At 71.9% G+C, this 24004-nt stretch carries 19 protein-coding genes and 1 pseudogene; 14 read left to right on the plus strand and 6 right to left on the minus strand.

The features are described from left to right. The first annotated feature begins 101 nt into the window (after positions 1–101). From AB0H32_RS33850 to AB0H32_RS33870, 5 genes and pseudogenes are all read left to right on the plus strand, one after another. Positions 102–293 (plus strand): acyl-CoA carboxylase subunit epsilon, encoded by a 192-nt coding sequence (locus AB0H32_RS33850; protein WP_361128713.1) that lies wholly within the window; start codon positions 102–104, stop codon positions 291–293. Between the two features lie 125 nt (positions 294–418). Continuing rightward, positions 419–2170, plus strand: coding sequence for a fatty acyl-AMP ligase (locus AB0H32_RS33855; RefSeq protein ID WP_361128716.1), 1752 nt, complete (start codon positions 419–421; stop codon positions 2168–2170). Then, entirely contained in the window at positions 2167–3906 is a 1740-nt protein-coding gene (locus AB0H32_RS33860; RefSeq protein WP_361128719.1) for an acyl-CoA dehydrogenase, read from the plus strand. Before AB0H32_RS33855 ends, AB0H32_RS33860 begins: the two co-directional genes overlap by 4 nt. A gap of 46 nt (positions 3907–3952) precedes the next feature. After that, a complete protein-coding gene (locus AB0H32_RS33865) occupies positions 3953–5197 on the plus strand; it encodes an acyltransferase domain-containing protein (protein ID WP_361128722.1) in 1245 nt (414 codons plus the stop codon). Between the two features lie 376 nt (positions 5198–5573). Further along, positions 5574–5903 (plus strand): annotated as a pseudogene (locus tag AB0H32_RS33870) (4'-phosphopantetheinyl transferase superfamily protein); the annotation flags it as partial. 120 nt (positions 5904–6023) lie between these two features. On the opposite strand, the gene AB0H32_RS33875 reads toward AB0H32_RS33870, so the two are convergent. The 4 genes from AB0H32_RS33875 to AB0H32_RS33890 form a co-directional block, all read right to left on the minus strand. After that, entirely contained in the window at positions 6024–6638 is a 615-nt protein-coding gene (locus AB0H32_RS33875) for a response regulator transcription factor (protein WP_361128725.1), read from the minus strand. A 34-nt stretch (positions 6639–6672) separates the two neighbouring features. Then, entirely contained in the window at positions 6673–7845 is a 1173-nt protein-coding gene (locus tag AB0H32_RS33880) for a histidine kinase (protein ID WP_361128728.1), read from the minus strand. Between the two features lie 158 nt (positions 7846–8003). Then, entirely contained in the window at positions 8004–10277 is a 2274-nt protein-coding gene (locus AB0H32_RS33885) for a TOMM precursor leader peptide-binding protein (RefSeq protein WP_361128731.1), read from the minus strand. After that, positions 10274–10582 carry a hypothetical protein gene (locus AB0H32_RS33890; protein ID WP_361128734.1) on the minus strand — a complete coding sequence of 103 codons (309 nt, stop codon included), beginning with the start codon at positions 10580–10582 and terminating at the stop codon, positions 10274–10276. Before AB0H32_RS33890 ends, AB0H32_RS33885 begins: the two co-directional genes overlap by 4 nt. A gap of 270 nt (positions 10583–10852) precedes the next feature. On the opposite strand from AB0H32_RS33890, the gene AB0H32_RS33895 reads away from it, so the two are divergent. The 7 genes from AB0H32_RS33895 to AB0H32_RS33925 all read left to right on the plus strand — a co-directional run bounded on the left by AB0H32_RS33895 (position 10853) and on the right by AB0H32_RS33925 (position 18700). Then, the gene (locus AB0H32_RS33895) at positions 10853–11653 is read left to right on the plus strand and encodes an AfsR/SARP family transcriptional regulator (RefSeq protein WP_361128736.1); all 801 of its coding nucleotides are present in this window, start codon (positions 10853–10855) and stop codon (positions 11651–11653) included. A gap of 66 nt (positions 11654–11719) precedes the next feature. Beyond that, a complete protein-coding gene (locus AB0H32_RS33900; protein ID WP_361128739.1) occupies positions 11720–13309 on the plus strand; it encodes an acyl-CoA carboxylase subunit beta in 1590 nt (529 codons plus the stop codon). Positions 13310–13567: 258 nt separating this feature from the next. Then, on the plus strand, positions 13568–14833 hold the full coding sequence (locus AB0H32_RS33905; RefSeq protein WP_361128742.1) for a beta-ketoacyl-[acyl-carrier-protein] synthase family protein: 1266 nt from the start codon (positions 13568–13570) through the stop codon (positions 14831–14833). Then, positions 14830–16047: a ketosynthase chain-length factor gene (locus tag AB0H32_RS33910; RefSeq protein ID WP_361128745.1), complete on the plus strand. Its 1218-nt coding sequence runs from the start codon at positions 14830–14832 to the stop codon at positions 16045–16047. Before AB0H32_RS33905 ends, AB0H32_RS33910 begins: the two co-directional genes overlap by 4 nt. A 203-nt stretch (positions 16048–16250) precedes the next feature. Next, complete coding sequence (locus tag AB0H32_RS33915) at positions 16251–16475, plus strand: acyl carrier protein (protein ID WP_361128763.1); 225 nt, start codon at positions 16251–16253, stop codon at positions 16473–16475. 219 nt (positions 16476–16694) lie between these two features. Then, entirely contained in the window at positions 16695–18485 is a 1791-nt protein-coding gene (locus AB0H32_RS33920; protein ID WP_361128747.1) for an acyltransferase domain-containing protein, read from the plus strand. A gap of 14 nt (positions 18486–18499) precedes the next feature. Then, positions 18500–18700 carry a DUF6059 family protein gene (locus AB0H32_RS33925; RefSeq protein WP_361128750.1) on the plus strand — a complete coding sequence of 67 codons (201 nt, stop codon included), beginning with the start codon at positions 18500–18502 and terminating at the stop codon, positions 18698–18700. A 204-nt stretch (positions 18701–18904) separates the two neighbouring features. Here the strand turns inward: AB0H32_RS33925 and AB0H32_RS33930 are convergent, their stop codons facing one another. After that, positions 18905–20074, minus strand: a complete 1170-nt coding sequence (locus AB0H32_RS33930) for an MFS transporter (RefSeq protein ID WP_361128753.1) — start codon at positions 20072–20074, stop codon at positions 18905–18907. Between the two features lie 343 nt (positions 20075–20417). On the opposite strand from AB0H32_RS33930, the gene AB0H32_RS33935 reads away from it, so the two are divergent. Further along, entirely contained in the window at positions 20418–21239 is an 822-nt protein-coding gene (locus tag AB0H32_RS33935; protein ID WP_361128756.1) for a helix-turn-helix transcriptional regulator, read from the plus strand. Positions 21240–21373: 134 nt separating this feature from the next. On the opposite strand, the gene AB0H32_RS33940 is transcribed toward AB0H32_RS33935, so the two are convergent. Beyond that, positions 21374–22090: a zinc-binding dehydrogenase gene (locus tag AB0H32_RS33940; protein WP_361128759.1), complete on the minus strand. Its 717-nt coding sequence runs from the start codon at positions 22088–22090 to the stop codon at positions 21374–21376. A 482-nt stretch (positions 22091–22572) separates the two neighbouring features. Here AB0H32_RS33940 and AB0H32_RS33945 point away from each other — a divergent pair. After that, the coding region (locus tag AB0H32_RS33945) for a trypsin-like peptidase domain-containing protein (RefSeq protein WP_361128761.1) at positions 22573–24004 on the plus strand (1432 nt) is incomplete at its 3' end.

The following is a 24004-nucleotide window of genomic DNA, read 5'->3' on the forward strand; positions in this document are numbered from 1 at the left end:
GGGGCTTTGGGGGGGGGGCCGCCCCGAGCCCCCCGGGCCCCCGGCTCACCCGCGTTCGGGGCGCGAGCCCAGCTCAAGAGGCTTGCTGCACGCTGTCCCACATGTCGAAGGAGACCTGCATCACCGTGGTCCGAGGCTGCCCGGGGGCGGACGAGATCGCCGCCGTGACAGCCGTGTTGCTCGCCCTCGCCCATCGAGCGCAGGAGCCGGGCGAGGAGGTCAGAACGGCATACGCGGCATGGGCCGTCAAACGCGGTGGCTACCGGCCGACGGCGGCCTCGCCCGGGCCATGACCACGGACCGCGCACGCACGGAAAGCGGCGGGAGGGCCGGTGCACGGACACCTCCGCCGCCCTGCAGCCAGGGACAGCCGCGGACGTACCCACCGGTTCGGCCGCACGACATTCAAGGGGGAGGCGTGACCGGTCACCCGACCTTCACCGACCACATCCGCAGCAGGGTCGCCGAAGCGCCCGACCGCGAGGCGCTCGTCCTGCTCACCGAGCACAACGGGGAGCTGCGGCCGCAGAGCGTCTCGTATGCGGAACTGGACCGGGAGGCAGGCCTTCTGGCTGCCGTGATCCGGCAGCACGTGGGCCGCGGTCAGCGGGTGCTCGTCCTGCACAGCTCGCGCAAGCTGTTCAGCATCAGCTTCCTGGCCTGCCTGTATGCGGATGTGGTCGCCGTGCCCGTCGCACCGCTCAGCGGCGGCGAGCACCATGACGAGCGGATCGCCGGCATCTTCCGGGACGCGGCCGCCTCCTGCGTGCTCACCTCGCGCACCGAAGCCCCCGACGTCACCCAGCTTCTCGCCCGCACGGGCCACGAACGCGTCGTCTGCCTCCCCACCGACGGCCTGTCCGATGGTGCCGGTGCGGCCCTTCCACCGCCGCAGGCGGGCCCCGACGACGTGGCCTTCCTCCAGTACACCTCGGGCTCCACCCGTGACCCGCGCGGCGTGATCGTGACGCACCGCTCCCTGCTCGCCAACAACGAGGCGATCAGCCAGGCGTTCGCCACCTCCCCCGGCTCGCGGATCGGCGGCTGGCTGCCGCTGCACCACGACATGGGCCTGATCGGCCAGCTGCTGCACGCCCTCTGGCTCGGCGGCACAGCCGTACTGCTCTCCCCGGTCGCCTTCGTGAAGCGGCCGGCCCACTGGCTGGAGACGATCTCGCGCTACGGGCTGACCGTCAGCGGCGCACCCGACTTCGCGTACGACTGGTGCGTGCGCAGGATCAACGACAGCCAGCTCGCCGGCCTGGACCTCGCCGGGTGGCGGATCGCCGTCAATGGCGGTGAACCCGTGAACGCCGCGACGGTGCAGGCCTTCACGGAGCGCTTCGCGTCCGCGGGACTGCGCCCTGAGGCGGTGAGGCCCAGTTACGGCCTGGCCGAGTCGACCCTGCTGGTCGCCGGCCACGCGTGCGGGCCCGCGGAGGCCGGGCGCGCCGCACAGACCTCGGCGCCCGAGGTCCACGAGCTGCGGGAGCCGGACACCCGCGGCGGGCGGGCGCGCACCGTCGTCGCCTGCGGCCGGCCTGCCGCCACCGAGGTCCGCATCGTCGACCCGGACACCCGTGAGCCGCTCGCGGACGGACACGTCGGTGAGATCTGGGTACGCGGCGACTCGGTCGCGCGTGGCTACTGGGGCAGGCCGAAGGAGACCGCCGAAACCTTCGACGGCAGGGTCAAGGGCGGCGAGGGCGGCTACCTGCGCACCGGCGACCTCGGCATGCTGCGGGAGGGCCTGCTGTATGTGACCGGCCGCATCAAGGACATGATCGTGGTGGCCGGGCGCAACCTGTACCCGCAGGACCTGGAACGCACCGTCCAGGGGGCAAACGCGCTGTTCGGGCCGGGCACCGCGTTCGCGGTGACCGCCGGCCGCGAACGCATCGTCGTCGTACAGGAGTTGCGCGGCCGTGGCCGCTACGACATCGACCTGGCCGATCTCGCCGCGTCCGTCCAGCGCCGCCTCAGCGAGGTGTACGAGGTCAGGGCCGGCGGAGTGCTCCTGGTGCGTCCGGGCACGGTCCGCCGCACCACCAGCGGCAAGCTGGAACGCGTGGCCATGCGGCGGCTGTTCCTGAGCGGTGAAATCACCGTACTGCACCAGTCGGTCGACCCGGAGATCGACGAACTGGTGGCACAGGGGAGGCGGCGATGACGGCGGCCGGCCACGAGGAGCGGATCGGGGCCCTGGAAGTGGCCTTCGGCCCGCTCGACGACCCGGACAACCCCCTCGGCGGTGACGCCCTGATCGCCGCCGAGACCGAGGGCAGGGTCGCGCCCGGAGCCGAGGAAGTGCTGGGTGCCTTCGGCCTCAACGCCGAGTTCGTGCCGGCCGAACTGGGCGGCAGGCTCCGGCGCATGGACGTCCTGGGCCGGATGCTGCGCCCGGTGTTCCGCCGGGACGCCTCACTCGGCTTCGGCTTCGGCCTCAACTGCTTCTTCGCCGCGACCCCCGTGTGGGCTGCGGGTACCCCCGAGCAACGTGCCTTCGTCGCGCGGCTGCTGCTCGGCGGAGACCGGGTCGCCGTCGCACGGCACGAGGTGGCGCACGGAAACAGCTTCGTACGCGACGAGTTCACCGCCCGTCCCGCGGCCGGCGGCCTGCTGCTGAGCGGCCGGAAGACCGGGATCGCCAACGCGTCCAGGGCGCGGGGCCTGGTCGTCTTCGCCCGCACCGGCGACGCCGGCAGCGTGGGCCGCAGTCACTCCGTCCTGCTGCTCGACCGCGCGGAGATGCCGGCCGGCCGGGTCTCGGACGTGGAGCGGTTCGCCACCGCCGGGATGCGCGGCGCCGAGTTCGGCGGACTGCACGTCGACGACTGCCCGGTGCCACACAGCGCGGTGCTCGGCAAGGTGGGCGACGGCTACGAGACGTCGCTGCGGTCCTCGCTGCAGATCCGTGGCCTGATCCCGTCGATCGTGCTTGCGGGCGTCGACACCGCGCTGCGCACGGTGGTCAGGTTCGCCACCCGGCGGCGGGCCGACGGCCGGTCCTCGCTCGACGTCCAGCACGTACGCGACGTACTCACCGGGGCGTTCCTGGACCTGCTGGTCATGGACTGCCTCGCGCTGGTCGCCACCCGGGCACTGCACCTGCTGCCGCGGCAGATGAGCGCGTATGCGGCATCGGCCGCCTACCTCGCCCCGAAGCTCGCCGCCGAGTCGATGGACGAGATGTCCGCGGTTCTCGGTGAGGAGAGCTTCGCCGGCAGCGAATCGTACGGGATGTTCCTGAAGCAGCTGCGCGATCTGCCGGTCACCTCGCTGGGGCACGCCGGCAGTGCGGGACGCCAGGTCACCATCCTGCCGCAGCTGCCGCACTTCGCCCGACACGCCTGGTTCTCGGACCGCGAGGCGCCCGCCGGCCTGTTCCGGCTCTCCGAGGACCTGCCGCCGCTGGACCTCGAACGCCTTGCGCTGCTCGGTGACGGCGACCCGCTGGCGGCGACCCTGATCGCGTGCGGTGACTGGCTGCAGACGGCCGACGACACGCTGCCGGGCCGGGAGGACCTGCGGGTGCTGCGGCTGCTCGCCGGTGCGTTCACCGACGAACTGCGCGAGCTGCGCCGGGTGTTCCGGACCGTGCCGCTCGGTGAACGCCGGGCCCTGGCGAGCCCGCACAACTTCGGGCTCGCCGACCGCTACACCATGGTGCTGGCAGCGGCGGCCTGCCTCGGCGTGTGGCGCGAGCAGCTGCAGGCACCGGGCGACACGGACCCGTTCCTCGCCGATCCCGCCTGGCCGGTCGCGGTCCTGCACCGGCTCGGCCGACGGCTCGACCTGCCGCTGCCGGACCGCCCGGCCCTCTGCGAACAGCGGGTGCTCGCGGAACTGCTGGCCCGGTCGCACCACCGACGCAGCTACGACCTCTACGCATCCTCGCTGGCCTGAGCAGCCGCCAGGGGCAGCCGTCCGCGCCTGAGATGGAGCACACACCATGCCTGATCATCTGCACGACGACTCGTTCGACGGAACCCACCGGGAGTGGCTGCGCGAGCGCCTCACCCACTACCTGGGCCGGCCCGTGGAGGACAACGTCCCGTTCCACGAGTACGGACTCGACTCGGTCGCGACGCTCAGCCTCTACGGCGACATCGAGGAGGAGTTCGGTCCGCTGGTCGACCCCACCGACATCGAGACCTACCCGACCGTGCGCGATCTCGGCCGGTACATGGCCATGCGTGATCCGCGCCCCGCGGGCGACGGCCTGGTGCGCGCGGCCTTCGTCTTCACCGGCCAGGGATCCCAGCACCCGGGCATGACCGCGGGCCTGTACCGGGACTCCACCGGCTACCGCAGCTACCTCGACGAGGCCGCCGCCGCGCTGCTGCCGTACACCGGGACGTCCGTCGTCGACCTGATCCTCGACAACGACCCGCGCATCCATCAGACGGCCTTCGCACAGCCGGCTCTCTTCGCCGTCGGGTACGCACTCGCCCAGACCTTCCAGGAGGTGGGCGTGGCGCCGGTTGCCGTACTGGGTCACGGCATCGGGGAGTTCGCCGCCGCCACGATCGCGGGCGCCCTCTCGCTGTCCGACGCGGCCAAACTGGTCGCGGTGCGCGGCGCCCTCATGCAGTACCTGCCCTCCGGCGGCGGCATGATGGCGACCTGCGCGACCCCGTACGAGGCCGCGGAACTGGTCGCGGACGAACCCGGCGTCGGCATCGGAGCGATCAACGCGGCCAAGGCGACGGTGCTCTCCGGGGAGCAGGCGGGCCTCGAGCGCATCCAGATGCAGCTGGAGAGCCGCGGCATCGCCTGCCGCCATCTGGCCGTGTCCCATGCCTTCCACTCACCGCTCATGGCGCCGGTGCTGCCCAAGTTCGAGCCGGTGGCCCGCAGGGTGGCGGGCGGCGCCGCCCGGGTGCCGTTCTACTCCACCGTGCACGGCCGCCTGACCACCGAGCCGCTGTACGGCCCCTACTGGGCCGAACAGATCACCGCACCGGTCAGGTTCTCCGACGCCGCGCGGGCCCTGTTCGACCAGCAGGCGTCCACCCACGTCGTGGAGATCGGCCCGCGGGTGGTGCTCACCCCGTTCCTGCGCCGGCTGGGCGGCAACGACGGACCGAGCTGCCTGGTGGCGTGCCGCGGTCCGGAGAGCGACGCCGTCGACCTGGCCGGAGTGATCTCCGCGCTCGACGCGGGCCCGCTGACCGCCGCGCTGGCAGGAGCCTGAGGCGATGGCGACGATCGGCCGGCCGCTGCCCGCGCACGGACCGAGCGGCTCCTGGGACCGGTTGTGCGAGGAACTCGCCTGCAGGGGAAGCGTGTTGACCTTCAGCACCATGCCGGCCTGGCTGCCTCACGGGGAGCGGGACTCCGAGCTGCTGAGCGCGCTGCTGGGCCGCGACTGGAGGCGCTACCAGGCGTTCGGTGACAGGCCCAGGATGCAGGAGCGCTTCCTTGCCTCCCGGCTGCTGCTGCGACATGCGGCCGCGGCGGCGCTGGACACGACTCCGCAGCTCGTCGACCTGGCCTACCAGCCGGGCGGCCGCCCCTATGTGCGTGGCTGCGACCAGATCGACATCAGCCTCAGCCACACCGAGGAGATGATGGTGGTCGGGATCACCCGCCGGGGCCGGATCGGCGTCGACGTGGAGCGTGCCGACCGCAGACTCGCCCACACCGGATCGGAGTCCCAGGCGTGCACTCCCTTCGAGAAGCGGCGTCTCGACGAGGGGGACGACGGTGCGCGCAACGACACCCTGGTGCGGCTGTGGACCCTGAAGGAGGCCTACAGCAAGGCGCTCGGACAGGGCCTGAGATTCCGGTTCACCGAGTTCGGCTTCGCGCTGCGCGGGTCGCAGGCCCGGCTGGTACGGCCCGACGGCACGGACACGGGCGCCGACGAGTGGGCGTTCAGGACCTTCGGGGTCGGGCGCTATGTGGTGAGCGCGGCGGTGTCCGACGCCGGGTTCGGGGAGCCGACGGACCTCTCGATCGGCACGACCCTCGACGCGGGTCTGCTCGACGCGCTCCTCGGGCCCCCGGTGGCGGGCGGCTCAGGGGATCCAGCCGGCTTCTTCGGCGATGCGGATGGCGTCGATGCGGTTGCGTGCCCCGAGTTTGCTGACGATGGACGTGAGGTAGTTACGGACGGTCCCGTTGGTGAGGTAGAGACATCCGGCGATCTCGGCGGTGTCGGCTCCCTTGGCCGCGAGGCGTAACACCTCCACCTCCCGGCGGGACAGCGGGTTGTCCGGGTAGTCCCAGGCGCTGAGGGCGAGTTGGGGGTCGACGACACGCTGTCCCGCGGCCACGGACCGCACCGCGCGGGCGAGCTGGTCCGGCGGGGAGTCCTTCAGCAGGAACCCCGACACATGGGCCGACATCGCACGGCGCATGGTGCCGGGGCGGCCGAGGCTGGTGAGGATCAGGGAGCGGCATCTGGGGAGTTGCCGATGCAGATCGGCGGCAGCCGTCAGACCGTCCATCCCCGGCAGGTCCACGTCGATCACGGCGACATCGGGCTGGGTGTCGAGCGCCGTGCTGACGATCGTGTCGCCCCGGTCCACCGAGGCGACGACATGCAGATCGGGCTCGAGCTGCAGCAGCGCCACCAGGGCGCCGCGGATCATGTGCACGTCCTCCGCAAGAAGGATGTTGATGGACAGCATCGGTGCTCCCCCCAGCGATCGATGTCGTCGGATGTCAGGACGCAGGCTTTCCGGGCTCTGCCGCATCCGGCGTCGTCGGTACCCTGGCCTCGCCGTTGCGCGGTTGGAGCGGAGCCCGTGCCTGGAGCCGGAACAAGCCGTCCGCTCCGACACCGGCGGTCAGCTCGCCTCCGATCTCGGTGAGACGGGTCCGGAGGTTCCCGAGCCCGCTGCCACCGCCCGATCGGGCCTCCAGTGTACGCCCCCTGGTGACGACACCGTCGTTGACCAGGGTGAGAAGGATCGTTTCCTCCTTATGTGTCGCCTTGATGGTGCAGACTTCCGCCTTGCTGTGCCGGAGGATGTTGGTGACACCCTCCCGCAGAGCGGTTGCCAGCACCGTGTCGACCACCGGGTGCAGCCGCTGGACCCCGACGTCCACCTCGGCGCGCACGTCGGCCGACGCCAGTACCGCAGCCGCCGACTCCGCCTCGTCGCGCAGCGACATGTCCCGATAGCCACGCGACACGAGACGCACGTCGGACAGGGCCTGGCGTGCGACCAGGAGGAGGGAGACGGTCTCCTCGGTGGCCTGTTCCGGGCGGGACGGAATCAGCCGGCTGACCAGCTCGCCCTTGAGCGTGATGGTCGAGAGGCTGTATCCGAGCAGGTCGTGCAGATCACGCGCGAAGCGCAGCCGTTCCTGGGTGACGGCCATACGGGCCAGTCTCTCCCGGGTGGCGTGCAGTTCCTGTACGAGATCGGCGAGACGGGTCAGGCCGTAGATCACCAGGCCCGCGAGCATGACCGAGATGAAGGCGTAGGCGCAGTCGACCGCGTTGGCGCCCATCGACAGGGGATACAGCGGGACACCGACGAGGACGACTCCGAACAGCGGCCACGCCAGGCGGTCCGGCAGCGAGAGCAACACCGTTGCGGCGAGCGGCCCTTGCATGCTGCCCCAGCTGAGCTGGAACCAGACCATGGGCAGATAGGTCAGGACGGCCTGGGCCACGAGAGCGGCCATCTGCCGCTTCATGGGCCAGCCGCGCGCGGTGGGGGAGGAGAGGGCCAACTGCAGGGCGAACACGAGCAGCACGGTGGCCACGCAGGCGGCCAGCTCGCCCGCGCCCCCCGCCCCGGCCCTGAGCACGTTCAGGACCACGACCGAGCAGTAACCGGCCAGGACCACCGTCATGATGGTGCGCGCGAGGCGGGGCGCGATCAAGTGCCTGCCTGCTGATCTCAGCTCTGCGGTCCCCGCGGGTGTTTCCGCAGGCCGTAATGCGTCCCCCATCGCGCTCCCCTGGCGCCGGAATACTGATTGAACGGCATGGTAGGGCCAAGGATTGAACCAGGCCACCGCTCGGAACGGACAATCGGGATTCACACGAACAGGGGGATCGGGTTGAGATCCTCGTAAGGAGTCGGGCGTTCCAGGCGGCCGAGCCTCACCGGTACTTCATAGAGACGACCCGGTGCGAACCTCGCCCAGAAATGACGCATCCCGGGAACCAGCACTTTGACCACGGGAAGTTCCACATCGGGTCGGGTCTGGTCGAGGACCAGCAGTTCCATCCCCCGCCGGCGCAACAGCGCCTCGATTGCCGCCAGATCACCGAGCAGATCATTGCGTGAGATGTACACATAGTCGCCCGGTGTGCGCGGCAGTTCGGCCGGATCCGGCAAGAGGTATGGCTGGTTCTTCGTGGTCGCACAGGACCACCAGTCGGCCAGTTCCGGGTTCGAGACCGCAAACTCCTCACGCCGCCCGGGATCGTCGTGACGGGCGGGGAGCAGTTGCGCCATCTCGGTCACCGCACGGCGCAGCGCAGTACGGGCGTCGAAGTGCGCTCCGAAACCGAAGGAAATTCCCTGGGCCGCCCGCCCCGTTGCGCAGGAGACGGCCGCCATGACCGGAATGCCGAAATCGACCGTGAGGTCGAGCACCCAGATCGTGCGGTCCAACTCCGCGTACACCTCGCGGGTCCGCGCGATCCAGGGCTCGTCGAAGGCGTCCAGGTCCACTGACGGATGGCGTGTGCGGTTGTACCACCACAGAGCCACCGCATCACGCTCGACCAGTTCCAGGAACCCCTGCACGACGGCGTCCTCGAGGCTGCTGCCCGCCGCGTTGCCGTTGGAGTCCGCCCAGGGCGCCTGCAGGCGCCCGCCGGGAGCCGGGCCGAAGTAGAGCATCGACGTGGGCAGCAGGCGATGGGTACCCGCGGTGACCGACCACACCGGCGTCCACTCCCTGACCGCACCAGGGTCGAAGACCGGCGGGACCTGCTGGAATGCCGAGCCCGAGCGGTTCCACCGGTCCCGCTCCCCGAACTGCCGGTCGGCATAGAGCTGGCACGCGTTGGGATGGATCGCGGCTCCGCCCAGCCCGGTGAAGGTGTCCAGAACGACCGGCTCGTCCCCCTGGCGCGTTCCGCAGTAACGCTCCACGGCCTCGCAGAGCGCGCCGACCTCGGCCTCGAGGGGGGTGATGCCCTTGCCGCCGCTGTGGCTGCGCAGTCCGTTGCGCAGACCGTCGAGTGAGCGTGCCCGCAGCGCGGGGTTGCGCCCCGAGACGTACCTGTTGAGTCCTGCCGGAGTTCCCGGAACCGAGCGCACCTCGGGCACGACACCCGTGAGCGGATCGACCAGGTGCTGGTAGCGGGCGCGCACCGCGGCCGGGGACAGGGCCCGATGACCGTTGCCGTTCCCCTCCGACTTCAGACGGGGCACGAAGGTGACCGGCCGCTGTACCCGTGCGGTCACCAGGCCGGGATCGCCGCACGTCGGGCACTGGGGACGCCGGGTTACCACGTGGTGACGGGTGCGCAGCGTACGGGTGTCCAGGGTGCACACGGAACTCTGCTCCGGGTAGCGCATGCCGGCCACCCATTTCACCGCCTCCAGGATGGCGCTCTGGAGCCCCAGAGCGCGTACCGGGGTCAGGGACGCCTCGGGGAGTGCCAGGGGTCCCTGCAGCCCGAGTACGTGCTGGACCAGGGACTGGGCCGCGCGGTGGCCGCGCAGCCGGTGAGCCAGGCATGACCAGCAGGGCCGGTCGCCGGGACCGAAGACCGGCCCCACCCATGATTCGGTGCCACAGGCCTTGGCCAGCAGCCAGGGGCGCTGTGCGGAACGGTGGGAGGCATCGACCTCGGCCAGCTCCGGATCGAGGTAGTCGTCGCACAGCACCAGGGAGAACGCGGCCGGTTCGCCTTCCTCCGCGAGGCGAAGTCCGGAGCTGCGGCACTCGGTGCGGACGGTGTCGAGGTCCGTCCGCCCGAGGGCCAGCACCTGGGCGGGTGTGTTGAGAACGGCTGCCTGTGCCCCCGACCCGCTGAGCCCGGCCAGCTCCCAGTAGGCCTCGGCCGGACAGTCCGCGGGCGGAGCCTGATAGCCGATCAGTTCGGCCCTGGCGAGCGCGGCGATGGTCCGGCCGGCCGCGGCCGGGGACAGCGTCCCCGCCGCCTTCTCCAGCACGGCCGACAGGGTCTGGGTGCCGTCGAGAAGCGGGGCGAGCGCTTCCACGTGCCGGCCGTGCAGGGCCGTCGTGCCCTGCTCCGACAGGAGGTAGACGGCTTCGCCGTTCACCACTTCCACGCGGAGATGGGGCTTGAATCCCACGGGCCGCGCTGCAGGTATGTCCGATACCGTCATGCCAGCGCCGTCTCGCCCTGACGGTCCGTCTCAAGTGTGCAGAAGTAGCAGATGTCTGCGGCGGCCGTGTCCAGGCGATCCAGGTCCTCGATCACCAGATCCGCCTCCCCGTCGGCCGGTTCCGTCAAGTACACCGGCTCCGCCGCACTGAGCCCGAACTCGACCAGCACCGACAGGGGGTCGCTGAAGTACCGCTCGGCCAGATCCGGCTCGAGGCCCGCACGGGCGGTGAGCAGGGCGAAACGGTGGTCCTGCGACGTCGATCCGGCGGGGCCGGACAGGGCGATGGCGTTCAACGTTCTCATGGAACCCTCCAGATGAGGCCTTGAGTGTTGAGGAGCGGGGAACTCGAGCCGGGCTAGTTCTCGACGTCCCGCCGCTCCGAATTCTGGGCTGGCTCCGTCTCGGGGGCCCAGTGTGGTTGTCACCGCCGGGGTATGACATTTTCATGGCCCGGTACGTGAATCGTTCACTGGGACTCGATCCGTGCTGATGGCACGCTCTCTTCACGCTCGGGGGTGACATCAGCGGCCCTATGGCCGCCGGCACCGCCCGGACGAGACGGGAGAGCACACATGGACATCAAGATGCTGGGCCGGCTCAGCGCGGAACTCAACGGCGTCTCCGTGGTGCCGAGCGCCGCCAAGCCGAGGCAGATCCTCGCCCTCCTCGCCCTGCAGAGCGGCCGCGTCGTCACCGTACCGACGCTGATGGAGGAGATCTGGGGCGAGGAGATCCCGCGCAGCGCCGCCACCACCCTGCAGACGTACATCCTTCAGCTGCGGCGCAAGATCGCGGCGGCTCTCGACGGAGACCAGGGGTGGCAGGCCAAGGACGTACTCGTCACGCAGCACGGCGGATACCTGCTGGAGGTTCAGCCGGGCCGGATGGACGTGCAGGAGTTCGAGCGGCTCTACGAGGCGGGGCGGGACGCTCACGCGAACGCCGACCACGAGTCCGCCTCCGACCTCCTCGGCAGGGCACTGGACCTGTGGCAGGGGCCCGCCCTGGTGGACGTACGCGTGGGCGGCGTGCTGGAACTGGAGGCGCTGCGGCTCGAGGAGGACCGGATGGCGGCGCTCGAACGCCGCATAGACGCCGACCTGGAACTGGGCCGGCACGCCGAACTGGTGCCCGAACTGCGGGTCCTCGCCGCCAAGCACCCGATGCACGAGAACTTCTGCGCGCAGCTGATGACAGCGCTGCACCGCTCGAACAACGCCTGGCGCGCGCTGGAGGCCTACCAGCGGCTGCGCACGGCGCTCGTCGACGAACTCGGCATGGAACCGTCGCCCCGTCTGCAGCAGTTGCAGCGGTCCGTTCTCAACGCGGATCCCGCGCTCGACCACGGGGTGTCCACCTTCCTCGCCGGCTGACGCGACGGTCCGGCGCACCGGCGGCCCCTCGACCCACGCTCGAGGCGGCGTTCCTACGTTCGTTCGATGACGATCCTCGACGAACTCACCACCTCTGCGGCCGCCCCCGACCTGCGCCGCGCCGCCGCGGAACTGCGCCGGCTCAAAGAAGAAGTGGGACGTGGTCCCGATCCCGACGCCACCCGGCGCCAGCACGCGAAGAACAAACTCACCGCGCACGAACGGCTCCACATCCTCTTCGACGAGGGGACCTTCACCGAGATCGAGCCGCTGCGACGGCACCGCGCCAGCGGGTTCGGCCTGGAGGACAAGAGGCCTCACGGCGACGGGGTGGTGATCGGCTGGGGCCTGGTCCACGGCCGCACCGTCTTCGCCTACGCCCATGACTTCCGGGTCTTCGCGGGCGCGCTCGGCGAGGCACACGCGGCCAAGGTGCACAAGATCATGGACCTGGCGGAGGCGGCCGGCGCCCCGCTCGTCTCCCTGAACGACGGCGCGGGCGCCCGTATCCAGGAAGGCGTCACCGCGCTCGCGGGCTACGGCGGGATCTTCCGCCGGAACGTCGCGGCCTCCGGGGTGATCCCGCAGATCAGCGTGATGCTCGGGCCGTGCGCCGGCGGCGCCGCCTATTCGCCCGCACTCACCGACTTCGTGTTCATGGTGCGCGAGACCGCCCAGATGTTCATCACCGGGCCCGATGTCGTCGAGGCCGTCACCGGAGAGAAGATCACCCACAACGGCCTGGGCGGGGCGGACGCGCACGCGACGGCCTCCGGCGTGTGCCACTTCGTCCACGACGACGAGACGGAATGCCTCGAGGACGTACGCTTCCTCATCTCGCTCCTGCCTTCCAACAACCGTGAGATGCCGCCCCAGGCGCCCGCGGACGACCCCGCGGACCGGCGCACCGACGCCCTCGTGGACCTCGTACCGGCCGATTCCGGACGCTCGTACGACATCCGCAGGGTGATCGAGGAGATCGTCGACGACGGCGAGTACTTCGAGATCCACGAGGCGTGGGCGCGCAACGTGGTCTGCGCCCTCGCGCGTCTGGACGGTCACCCGGTGGGCATCGTCGCCAACCAGCCCGCCGTCCTCGCCGGCGTGCTGGACATCCACGCCAGCGAGAAGGCGGCCCGCTTCGTCTCCACCTGCGACTCCTTCAACATCCCGCTGGTCACCCTCGTCGACGTGCCCGGCTTCCTGCCCGGCGTGGACCAGGAGCACAACGGCATCATCCGGCACGGCGCCAAGCTGCTGTACGCCTACTGCAACGCCACCGTGCCCCGGATCTCCCTGGTGCTGCGCAAGGCCTACGGCGGCGCGTACATCGTGATGGACTCCCGTTCCATCGGCGCCGACCTCTCCTTCGCCTGGCCCACCAACGAGATCGCCGTCATGGGCGCCGAGGGCGCGGCCAACGTCATCTTCCGCCGGGAGATCGCCGCCGCCGAGGATCCCGAGGCCGTGCGCGCCCGGCGCATCGAGGAGTACAGGACCGAGCTGATGCACCCCTATTACGCTGCGGAACGAGGCCTCGTCGACGACGTCATCGAGCCCGGCGATACCCGCTCCGTGCTGATCCGCTCGCTCGCGATGCTGCGCGGCAGGAAGGCCGAAGTGCCAGCTCGCAAGCACGGCAACATCCCGACGTGAGGGCCCGTCCCACCAGGTCCACGCACGCACGAGCGTGTGTCGAGGGCACGGACGTTCCATATGAACGCCGGAGACGGCGGTACGCCACAAGCGGGCGGCCGTCCGGCCCGGTCGGCCGGGGTGAGACCACCCCCGCTTCACCCCGGTCGCCGACTCAGACAAGCGTTCCGGACGAAGGGATCGACAGTGGTCCGCACAGTGCCATCCGGCAGGGAGCGCCGACAACGGCACTCCGCCCCGTCGAAGGCGAGGTAGACGATGCGGCGAGTTGCCATCACCGGGCTGGGCGTCGTGGCCCCGGGTGGGGTGGGCGTGAAGGCGTACTGGGACCTGCTCACCGCGGGCCGTACCGCCACCCGCACCATCACCTTCTACGATCCCTCCCCGTTCCGTTCCCAGGTGGCCGCGGAGTGCGACTTCGACCCGCTTGCCGCCGGGCTCTCCCAGCAGGAGGTCCGCCGGCTCGACCGGGCCGCGCAGTTCGCGGTCGTCTCCACCAGGGAGGCCCTGGCCGACAGCGGCCTGGACATCGAGGCTCACGACCCCGGACGGGTCGGCACGTCGCTGGGCAGTGCGGTCGGCTGCACCACCAGCCTGGAGCGCGAGTACGCGGTGGTGAGCGACGGTGGCCGCAAGTGGCTCGTCGACCACACCTACGCGATACCCGAGCTGTACCGGCACTTCGTACCCAGCTCGATGGCCGCGGAGGTCGGGATGACGGCCGGGGCCGAGGGGCCCGCGGCGGTCGTCTCCACCGGCTGCACCTCGGGACTCGACGCGCTGGGGCACGCGGTCGAACTGATCCGTGAGGGCACCTGCGACGTCATGATCGCGGGGGCGACCGAGGCGCCGATCTCGCCGATCACCTCGGCCTGCTTCGACGCCATCCTCGCGACCACCCCCCGCAACGACACCCCGGAGAGCGCCTGCCGGCCCTTCGACCGAACCCGCAGCGGCCTGGTCCTCGGGGAGGGCGCCGCCGTGCTGGTTCTGGAAGAACTCGAAGGCGCCCGGCGCAGGGGCGCGCACATCTACGCCGAGATCGCGGGATTCGCGGCACGCTGCAACGCCTTCCACATGACCGGACTCAAGCCGGACGGACGGGAGATGGCGGAGGCCATCGACGTCGCCCTCGCCGAGGCCCGGCTCGACCCCACCAGCATCGGCTACATCAACGCGCACGGCTCGGGCACCAAGATGAACGACCGCCATGAGACGGGCGCGTTCAAGCGGAGCCTCGGCGACCACGCCTACCGGACCCCGATCAGCTCCATCAAGTCCATGATCGGACACTCGCTCGGCGCGATCGGATCGCTGGAGATCGCAGCCTGTGCCCTCGCCATGGAACACGGCGTGCTGCCGCCCACCGCCAATCTGCACGAGCCCGACCCCGAACTGGACCTCGACTACATCCCGCTGACCGCCCGTGAGCAGCAGACGGATGTCGTGCTCAGCGTGGGCAGCGGATTCGGCGGCTTCCAGAGCGCGATGGTGCTGGCCCGGCCGGAGAGGAGCACAGCATGACCACGCCCGTCGTGGTGACCGGCCTGGGCATCACCGCGCCCAACGGCCTGGGCACCGAGGACTACTGGAAGGCCACCCTCGCGGGGGAGTCGGGCCTCGGACCGGTCACCCGCTTCGACGCCGCCCCGTATCCGTCGAGGGTCGCCGGTGAAGTACCGGGATTCGTCGCCGAGGAGCACATCCCCAGCCGGCTGATTCCGCAGACCGACCACATGACCCGGCTCGCCCTCGTCGCCGCGGACTGGGCCCTCAAGGACGCCGGCTTCGACACCGCTCAACTCCCTGAGTACGGGGTGGGCGTGGTCACGGCGGCCTCCGGCGGTGCCGTCGAGTTCGGCCAGCGCGAGCTGCAGAACCTGTGGAGCAAGGGCAAGGAGCACGTCAGCGCGTACCAGTCCTTCGCCTGGTTCTACGCCGTCAACACCGGCCAGATCTCGATCCGGCACAAGATGCGCGGCCCCAGCGGGGTCCTGCTCACCGAACAGGCGGGCGGCATCGACGCGATCGGACACGGCAGGCGTCACGTCCGCAAGGGCTTCCCCATGGTCGTCTCCGGCGGCGTCGACGCGGCCGTCTGCCCCTGGGGCTGGGTGCCGCAGATCGCCTCCGGGCTGATGAGCACCGTGGACGACCCGGCTCGTGCCTTCCTTCCCTTCTCCGCCGACGCGAGCGGATACGTGCCGGGCGAGGGCGGCGCGATCCTCGTACTCGAAGACCTCGCATCGGCCCGCGGACGCGGCATCGACCGGATCTACGGCGAGATCGCCGGGTACGCGGCCACCCTCGACCCGGCCCCCGGCTCCGGCCGGCCGCCCGGACTGCGCAGGGCGGCCGAACAGGCCGTCACGGACGCCGGACTCACCCCCGCAGACATCGACGTCGTCTTCGCCGACGCGTCCGGGGTGCCGGCTCGGGACCGGGCCGAAGTCGAGGCGCTGACCGGCCTGTTCGGCCCGCACGCCGTGCCGGTGACCGCGCCCAAGGCGATGACCGGGCGGCTCCTGGCCGGCGGCGCCGCGCTCGACGTGGCCACGGCCCTGCTCTCCCTGCGCGACGGGGTGATCCCGCCCACCGCCGACGTCCAGGTGGCCCCCGGCCATGCGATCGACCTGGTCACGGGGGCGCCGAGGGAGTCGGACCTGCGGACCGCCCTCGTCCTGGCCCGGGGCCATGGCGGCTTCAACGCGGCACTCGTCGTACGTCGGGCGCAGTGACCCGACGTCCGTTCACCACCGAGCCGGGCCATTCCTGCGGTCACCGGGCCGCGCAGACCCGCCTCGGCTGCTGCGGCCGGACGGGACACCGCCGGGCCGGCCGGAACAGGCACCACCGAGTGAGGCAGAACAACCATCACCCAACGGAGGAAACCACCGTGACCACGACGACCACCACTGTGACCCTCGCCGACCTGACCCGGATGCTGCGCGAGAGCGCGGGCGAGGAGGAGGGCATCGACCTGGACGGCGATGTCATCGATACCCCGTTCATCGAGCTGGGCTACGACTCTCTCGCCCTGCTCCAGGTGATCGGGCAGGTCCAGCGCGAGTACGGCATCACCATCCCGGACGACGCGGTCGTCGACGCGGAGACCCCGGGCGCCATGCTCGCCCTCATCAACGCCGGCCAGGAGAACGCCGCCTGACCCGAATCGGCGCGGCCGCCCCGCTTCCGATCTCCCCCGCTCGCGGGGTGGCCGCTGCCCGGACGCGTACGGCGACGCTGCACCCCTGCCGCGTCCCGGACCCGCACGCACGATGCCGTCCTTCCGGGCGCCCCCGGTCATCGCCGGACCGCCCGCCGCGGCAACCGGTCACGATCAGGCACCACAGCGGCCGCGGCACGTGGCCGAGGAGGAGGAACCATGCCACTCACGGCTTCCAGTGCGGTGATCCGCAGGCTGCTCGTCCGCCCCGGGCCCCCCTCGCCGGACAGGCCGCCCGCCGTCGCGTCCGCCCCGGCGGTCTCGGCGGTGCTGCGGGCCTTCGGCCGCAGCCCGCAGCAGCTGCCCGCACGCACCGTCGTGTACATCGGGGCGAACGCCCCGGACCCGTCGCTGGCACCCGAGCACGAGGGGTTCTCGGTCCGCACGGCGTCCGCCCCGGGCCGGGCGCTGCGGCTGGCCGACCAGGAACTCCAGGACGGCACCGCCGACTTCGCGCTCGTCGCCGGGTTCGCCGAGCCGGATCCCGAAACCATCACGGTCTATGCGGTGAAGCGCGCCGCCGAAGCGGTGGCGGACGGGGACACCGTCATCGGTACCCTCGACCTCGACGACACCACCGACCTGGACCGCATCCCCCCGCTGAGGCCGCTCAGCCACGGCCGCCGTGTCACCGACCCGTCCCACCACCGGCTGCTGCTCTGGTCCGGCAGGGACGCGCGGGACGAGGAACGTGTCCGTGGCGAACTCATGCCGCTGCTCGGAAACCTGCACCGGGAGGGATTCCCGGCCCTGCCCACCGCCGTACCGTGCGGCACCGAGCCCGGACCGGTGCGCGGGGCAGCCGTCACCGTGGCGGCACTCTCGGCCGCCGCCGTCCACCGAGCCAAGCCCGTTACCGTGCGCCGTCCCCGCCCCGTCGCCCTGCTCTTCCCCGGCCAGGGCTCCCAGTACCAGGCCATGGCGGCCGGCCTCTACGGACGTGAACCCGTCTTCACCGCCGCCGTGGACGCGGTCCTGTCCCACCTGGGCGAGGAGCAGCACCGGATCCGGGCCGACTGGCTCACCGAGGGCCGCCCCGAGATCCCCATCGACGACGTGCGCCGGGCCCAGCCGCTGCTGTTCGCGGTGGACTACGCGCTCGGCCGGATGGTCCTCGGCTGGGGAGTGCGCCCCACCGCCGTGCTCGGGCACAGCGCCGGCGAACTCGTCGCCGCGGTCATCGCCGGCGTCGTATCACTGCGGGACGCGGTCGCCATGGTCCAAGAACGCGTCCGTCAAGCGGTGAAGATCCCGCCCGGCGGCATGCTCGCGGTCGGCGCCACCGAGGACCAGCTGCGCCCCTATCTCCGGGCCGACGTGGCCATCGCCGCGGTCAACGCCAACCAGCAGACCATGCTGGCCGGTTCGGCCCGACCGCTGGCCGAGGTCGCGGAACGGCTGCGCGCCGACCGCTTCGTCGTCGTCACCGTCCCCGCCACCACCCCGTTCCACTCTCCGGCAATGGCGGCCGCCTCGGACCGGGTCGAGGCCGCCTACGGCGCCATCCCGCTGCGGGCACCCGCACTGCCGCTCTACTCCGGCTACACGGGGGAGCTGATGAGCCCCGACGACGCCGTCAGCCCCCGCTTCTGGGCACGGCAGATCACCGACACCGTGTACTTCAAGCAGGGTCTGGAAGCGCTGCTCGCCGCCGACGACATGCTGCTGATCGAGGCCGGACCCCGGCAGACACTCACCGCCTTCGCCCGCCGCCACCGCGCCCTGCGGCTCGGAGCGTCCGCCGCCGTGCCGCTGCTGCCTGCCCGCGGCGGCACCGAGGAGGCGGACCGGCAGTCGGTCCTCACCGCCGCCGCCCGGCTGTGGACCGAGGGACACGACCTGGACCTGCGCGCGCTCTCCCAGCTGTGGACCTGGCGTGCCGAGGACCACGAGAACCCCGCGGCCACCGCTCCGGCAGCCCGTCCGCTGGTCTCCACAGCGAGCATGTGAAGGGACTCGGAGCGATGACAGCAAGGCGCATACTGCGCGCCGTCTACCGGGCGTTGGTCGCGTCGGGACGGATGTACGTGACCGTTCCGCGGGACGACACCGAGCATCGGACCCCCGACATTCCGCACTGGCACCCGGAACGCCTCAGGCCGGACGTCCCGTTCAGCGACTCCGAACGCGTGCTGTTCGGCCAGCTGAGGAAGGGCGGGGAATGATCGGTACGGCGACCCGGGGCCGGACGGGTACTCCGGCCGCGGCGCGCCGTCACCACAGGCCGCGGCCGGCTCGCCGGCAGGGGGCCCGGCCGGTCACCCGGAGCAGAAGGGCGCCTCGTGGTCGCCGCCATGGCCGGGCACCGCCGGGTCACGCACCCTCCGACGGCCGGCCGCGTGCGCGGTTCGTCGGGGTGCGCGGAGTGCCTACCGGTAGCGTGCCCGTCCCACCGCGGCGGCTACCGTCAAGGGCACGGTCAGCAGTGCCGCCAGCCAGAACAGCGGCTGGTAGTCGTGCGCCTGGGCCGTGGCGGCGGCCAGCCCGCTGGCCAGGGCGCTGCCCACGTAGAGTGCCACGCCGAACATGGCCACGCCGGTCGCACGGGCCGTGGGGGACAGGGCCGTCGCCCACGACTGGATCGTGGAGTGCATGAAGGACCAGCCGCCGCCGAGCAGCAGTGCCACCGCGACGATGGCCCCGGTGGACTGGCTGTACCCGGCGAGCAGGTAGGCCACGGTCATCTGGACACCGCCGGCCACGATCAGGCGCACCGGAGACCACGGCCCGACGAGCCGCTTGACGACCTGCGCCGCAGTCATGGAACCGACGCCGTACAGGGCCGCGATCGCTCCGGCCAGGGTGGTGGGAACTCCACGTGCCTCGAGTGCCGGGGCCAGGTAGGTCAGGAAGCCGAGCAGCACCGCTCCTTCCAGCATGGCCACTGCCATGACGTACCACTGCCACCCCGACGACAGGACCACGCGGAAGGGGGCCAGCAGCGATCCGGAGCGTGCCCGCTCGGGCTCGGGCAGGCGGCGCAGTGCCACTGCCAGGTAGGCGGCGAGGACGCCGGGCAGCGCGAACACCAGTCGCCAGGTGAGGTAGTGCGCCAGCGCCCCGGCGACGACCGTGGCCACGGCGGTGCCCAGCGCGAAGCCGGTCATCAGCTCGCTGAGGGGCCGCTGCCGTATCGCGGCGGGCACCGTGTCGCCCACGTACGTCAGGGAGGCGGCGATGGAAGCGGCGAAGAACGCACCGGCCAGGGCCCGGGCCCCGATCAGCACGGGAGCGTCGGGCGCGAGGGCCGAGGCCAGGGCGGCCGGCGCCGCGCCGGTCAGCGACACCCGCATCACCCACACGCGGCCCCATCGGTCGCTGGCCACCCCCCACACCGGCTGCATCAGACCGTAGGTGAGGTAGTAGCCGCTCGCGGCCAGCACCACGGTGGGTAGCGGGGCCCCGAGCCGCGTTCCGATGAGAACCAGCATGGGCGCGATGCAGAAGCGGTCGAAGTTGCTGACGAATCCGGCGGCGAGCAAGAGCCGCAAGGACGACGCGGGCAAAGTCGCCACCGGTGCCGACACGGTGGTGGTCACGACGTGGACGCTCCCTTCCGAGAGGGTTCGACGAGAACGGTTGACAAAGGGGGACCGCCCCTGGACGGACGCGGTCCGTCACCAGTTCAGCACCGGGCCCCTCGGTACGGAGATCGCTGCCTATTACCATCACTCACAGCCTGCTGGTCCGGCCCGGCGCCCGGTGACGGCAGCATCGGTGGAGGGCGCCCGCGTTCGGGCGGACGCCCGTCGTCCCAAGGAGAGGCACGATGACGCGCGGCAGGCTGTCGCCCCTGGACACCTGCACATCGCCGCCTGCGGCCCGCGGCTCCTCGCCGGTCGCGAGCGGTCACCGGTGCGGGGTCCGGTGACCGGCCCACGCATGCCCCGGGACACATTCCCTCACCCCGAACTCGGGGCTTTCCTGCGCTCTCGCAGAGAACGGCTCAGGCCCGGGGACGTGGGACTGCCGGACGCCCCGGGCCGCCGCACACCGGGTCTGCGCCGGGCCGAGGTGGCGGACCTCGCCGGCATCAGCGTCTCCTGGTACACGTGGCTGGAGCAGGGCCGGGTGCGCACCTCGGAGCAGGTGCTGCGCGCGGTGTCGCGGGTGCTGCTGCTGGACGCCGCGGAGACGGCGCACGTGCTGTCGTTCGTGGCGGAGAGCAGGCCGCCCGCCGACGCTCCCACCTGGGTGTCGCGGAATCTGCTCAGCCTGGTGGAGGCCATGACACCGCACCCCGCCGTGGTACTTGATCCGCACTGGGACCTGCTCGCCTGGAACGCCGGATACGCCGCGCTGCTGACCGATCCGGCGCGGCTGCACCCCAAGCAGCGCAACCTCCTCTGGCTGGTCTTCCGATGGCCGCCGGCCCGGACCCTGCTCGCCGACTGGGAACACGAGGCCCGCGCGCTGCTCGGCCAGTTCCGTTCGCGCGCCGCTCGCCGGCCGAACGATCCGCGGTTCGCGGAACTCGTCGAGGAGTTGCTGTCCGACGGCGACGCGGCCCGCTGGTACGAACGCCGGGAGACTGCCGGGTTCGAGCCCTCGGTACGCCGCTTCCGGCATCCGGCCGTGGGCGAACTGCGCCTGCGGTACGTGAAGCTGGCCGCGGTCGACGAGCCCGGTCACCACTTCCTGGCCTACCTGCCCGACGACCGGGTCTCCGAAGACGGGCTGCGACGCCTGCAGGGACGTGAGTGAGCCCCGGGGCACCGGTCGTTGGGGGGACACGGGCCCGCGGGGACTCGCCTCGGCGTGCCGGCGGCGCGGCCTGCCCGTGGGCGCAACGCCGCTCTTCGGCGACCGCGAGCGGGGACCTGCGCCGACGGGCCGGATCAGCCGGACAGCACGGCCTTCAGGACGGCGCCCGCCGCGACGCCGGCCAGGGCATCGGCGTGCTTGTCCAGCGGGTAGACCGTCACCATGCTCTCCAGGTCGAAGCGTGCGGCGAGGGCGGGAAGCAGCCGCACGTACTCGACGAGGTGAGCGCCGGTGAAGGCCCACGACCCGACCACGTCGAGCTGCCGGTGCACGATCTGGTGCGGATTGAGCCGGGTGTCGCCCGCGTCGGTGTACTGGCCCATGACCAGGTAGGAGCCGCCCCGGCGGGCCAGGGTCAGGCCCTGGGCGACGGCGTCGGGGACCCCGGCGCACTCGATGACCAGGTCGGCGCCGTCCGGGCCGGCGGCGGCCCGTGCCTCGCGCAGCACCGCCTCGCGGTCCGCGGCGCCCACGATGTCCAGGTGCACGTCACCGATGCCGGCGGCGGCCGCCGCGGCCAGCCGTCGCTCGGGACCGCCCACGACGATGACCCGCGCCGCCCCGGCGAGCTGGGCGAACGCCGCCGCGGCCAGCCCGACCGGGCCGCTGCCCCGGACGATGACGGTCTCTCCCGGACGCACCGGCCGCCGCTCGTAGAGGGCGTGCACGACCGTGGGGCCGGCGCAGGCCAGAGCCATCGCCGCGGTGGCGGACACGCCCGGCGCCGCCCGGACCACGGTGGTGCCCGGCTGGAGGACGATGCGGTCCGCCCACGCGCCCGAGAGGGGCACGTCGTTGGCGATGGACCGGTTGACGCCGTAGGTCCCGAGCCGACTCCAGGCTCGCAGTACACGGGGCGGGACGGGCGACGGTGAGCAGCGGCACACGTTCCTGACCGCCGCGCGGTCCCGGTCCGCCACCCCCGATCCGAGCTGCTCGCCCCTCGGGGTGCAGCACGGTCTCCGGCCCGCCCCGCCCGCTCCCGACGCACGGGGAGCCGCGTCGCCGGGGCGGGCGCCGGGTAGAACGACCTGCTGTCCCTCCGGCTCCGGCACCGTGGCGGAGCCGGGGCCACGCCTGTGCCGGGTGTCATGTGACTGGCTGTTAGCCTATGGACACGGGTGGGGTCGCTGTCGTAGGGGGAGTACAGCAGTGATGGAGCTTTCCGGGTTGATCCGCCGGTTGCGTGCCGAGCCGGTCATTGCGAACTGCGCCGTGCAGGCTGAGGTGTTGATCTCCGGCGTGGGCGCTGCCGAGGAACGCTGACACACTGATGGCGGACCTGCGGGCGGACCGAGTCGCCGAAGTCGTCGTCACTCGTCCTGGCGGCGCCCGGCTGCGGGGGTCCGGATATCTCGTGGCGACCGGCTTGGTGCTCACGGCCGCGCACGTGGTCGGGGACGCGGAGAAGGTCACCGTCCGCTTCAACCCGGACCGGTCCGACGAGTGGAGCGCTCCGGCACGGGCGGGCTGGTTCGGCCCCGCCCGGACGGATGCCGCCCTGCTCGAACTCGCCCCAGGGGCGGACCCGTTCGCCCGGCAGGTGGAGCCGGTGCGCTTCGGTGCCCCAGGACACGACAACGCCGTGCTGACCTGCAGCGCGGTGGGCTTCCCGCTGTTCAAGATGCGCCGGCGCCCCGACGGATCGCTCGCACGCGACGCCTGTCACGCGTGGGGTCACCTTCCCGTGCTGTCCAATCTCCGTACCGACACCCTGGAGTTCAGGGTTCCGCCTCCCGAAGCCACCGCGCAGGGATCGCCCTGGGAGGGCATGTCGGGGGCGGCCGTGTGGGCCGACGGCCGTGTCATCGGCATCGTCGTGGAGCACCATCGCGCGGAGGGAGCAGGGACCCTCACCGTCAGCCGCGCCGACCGCTGGGCCGGCCCGCCCGACGGCCCCGGCGCCGAACTGCTGCGGCGGGCGGGGCTCGACATCCCTCCGGAGCAGGTCGGGCCCTCGACCGGCGACATCCGGGTGGCCGAGGGCTACCGGGCGCAGGCCCGCTCCATCGCCCCACCGGAACTCCTCGGCCGTGAGGAGGAGTTGGAAGCGGTGCTGCGCTTCTGCGCGGGCCCGTCCGGCTATCAGTGGTGGCAGGCACCGCCCTGGCACGGCAAGACCGCGTTCACCGCCTGGCTGGCCGCGCATCCCCCCACCGGTGTGGCCGTGGCCGCGTTCTTCGTGACGCGGCGCGATGCGACCCAGTGCGACAGCGACGCCTTCGCCCGGGCGATGGCCGACCAACTGGCGGCTCTGGCCGGTGAGCCCCTCGTGCCCGCAGCCGCACCCGGCGCGCACGTACGGGAGTGGCTCCGGCTGCTCGAGGCCGCCGCCTGCCGACAGCGGCAGCGCGGGCCGCTGCTGGTCATCGTCGACGGTCTGGACGAGGATCTGTCGCAGACCGCGTCCCCGCCCCGGCCCAGCATCGCATCGCTGTTGCCCCGCCGCCTCCCGGACGGCGTTCGCGTCCTCGTCACCAGCCGCCCACTGCCGGGGCTGCCTGCGGATCTTCCGGGCGACCACCCGCTGCGGGACTGCGAGCCGGTCATGCTCGCCGCCTCCCCGAACGCCACCCGCCTGCGCCACGAGGCGGAGTACGAGCTCAAGGGGCTGGTCGCCGAGGACGCGGCCGAGCGACAGGTCGTCGGACTGCTCGCCGTCGCGGGAGAGGGGCTCAGCCGTGACGAACTGTGCGCGCTGACCG

Origin of the sequence: Streptomyces sp. NPDC020362 (assembly GCF_040642095.1) — a bacterium.
Lineage (GTDB): Bacteria > Actinomycetota > Actinomycetes > Streptomycetales > Streptomycetaceae > Streptomyces.